Origin of the sequence: Treponema sp. UBA753 (assembly GCF_002297325.1) — a bacterium.
Taxonomy (GTDB): Bacteria; Spirochaetota; Spirochaetia; order Treponematales; family Treponemataceae; genus Treponema_D.
Window position 1 is genome coordinate 1 of the sequence record NZ_DBKJ01000067.1, and the last position, 1,046, is coordinate 1,046.

1 protein-coding gene is annotated in these 1,046 nt (G+C 37.4%); it reads right to left on the minus strand.

All coding sequences use genetic code 11. The annotated features are described in order from the left end of the window. A partial coding sequence (locus tag B4C08_RS05850; protein ID WP_296663916.1) for a hypothetical protein occupies nucleotides 1-823 on the minus strand: 823 nt, incomplete at its 3' end. Between the last annotated feature and the right edge of the window lie 223 nt (nucleotides 824-1,046).

The window sequence follows — 1,046 nt, forward strand, 5'->3', positions numbered from 1 at the left end:
CCTTTACAATGCAGTTTTTTATATTTCCATAGTTGTATGTACAAATCATTCCTCCGCGGCTCATTCCACGGTCGCTAAGGTCTCCTGAATAAGTCTGATTAACAACAAGATTTTCAATTGTTCCGTAGTTGTCAAAAAAAAGACCAAACATCTGGCTGCCAAGTCCATCTTCTCTTTTTGTTATATTGTATGAAATTGTTTTTCCATTTCCATTAAATGTGCCCTTAAACGGCATATTGTTACTCTCTGCATAGTCGTCTGTAATTGATTTTACAAATCCAATCGGCTGCCAGTCATCCGCACAATCTGCCAAATCAACATCATCCGCAAGCGTAATCGTTATACCTTCAAAGTCGCTTCCGGCATTTACCAATTCACAAAGTTTTACCATGTCAGTGGAAGAAAGAACAACCAGTTTTTTATAAGAAGGCGTAGAATCAAATGCGGAAACTACAGGCTGTAAAGACAAAGAACAATCCGTGTTTTCACCTTTTTCAACAGTCGCGTCAGCAGTTCCCCAGCCAACAACAAGGTCGCCTTCATTAGAATCAAATGCTTTAGCTTCTATTATATACTCTCCGGGGTTAAGTTCATCAAATTCTATTACCCCCCCCGAAAACTCAGTTTTTTTGTCAACAATCTTAGAGTTCAAACTTATGGTTACAACAAATTTATCAGCCTTGTCCTGACTAAAAGAATAGCGCGCGCTTCCCGGCAAGACAACACGCACAGAGCCGCCTTCACCAGAAGAGCCGGACATATTCATGCACGAAGAAAGCACAAACAAAAATGCAAATAAAGCAGGAAAAATAAATTTCTTCATAAAATACCTCCAGTAGTTTTTATTCACAATACATATTTTATATTATGATTCAGTTCTTTTGCAAATGTCAACTTTTTACAAAAGAAATTTAATTTTTTTATATGCAACTGCCATTGTATATCTCATAAGTATCGTTTATGTCATTTTCAGGCTTGACCCTGCGATGTTTCTGAAAGAAACTCGGTTGATAATCTATTGAAAATTTCCAACAGATTCCTGACCG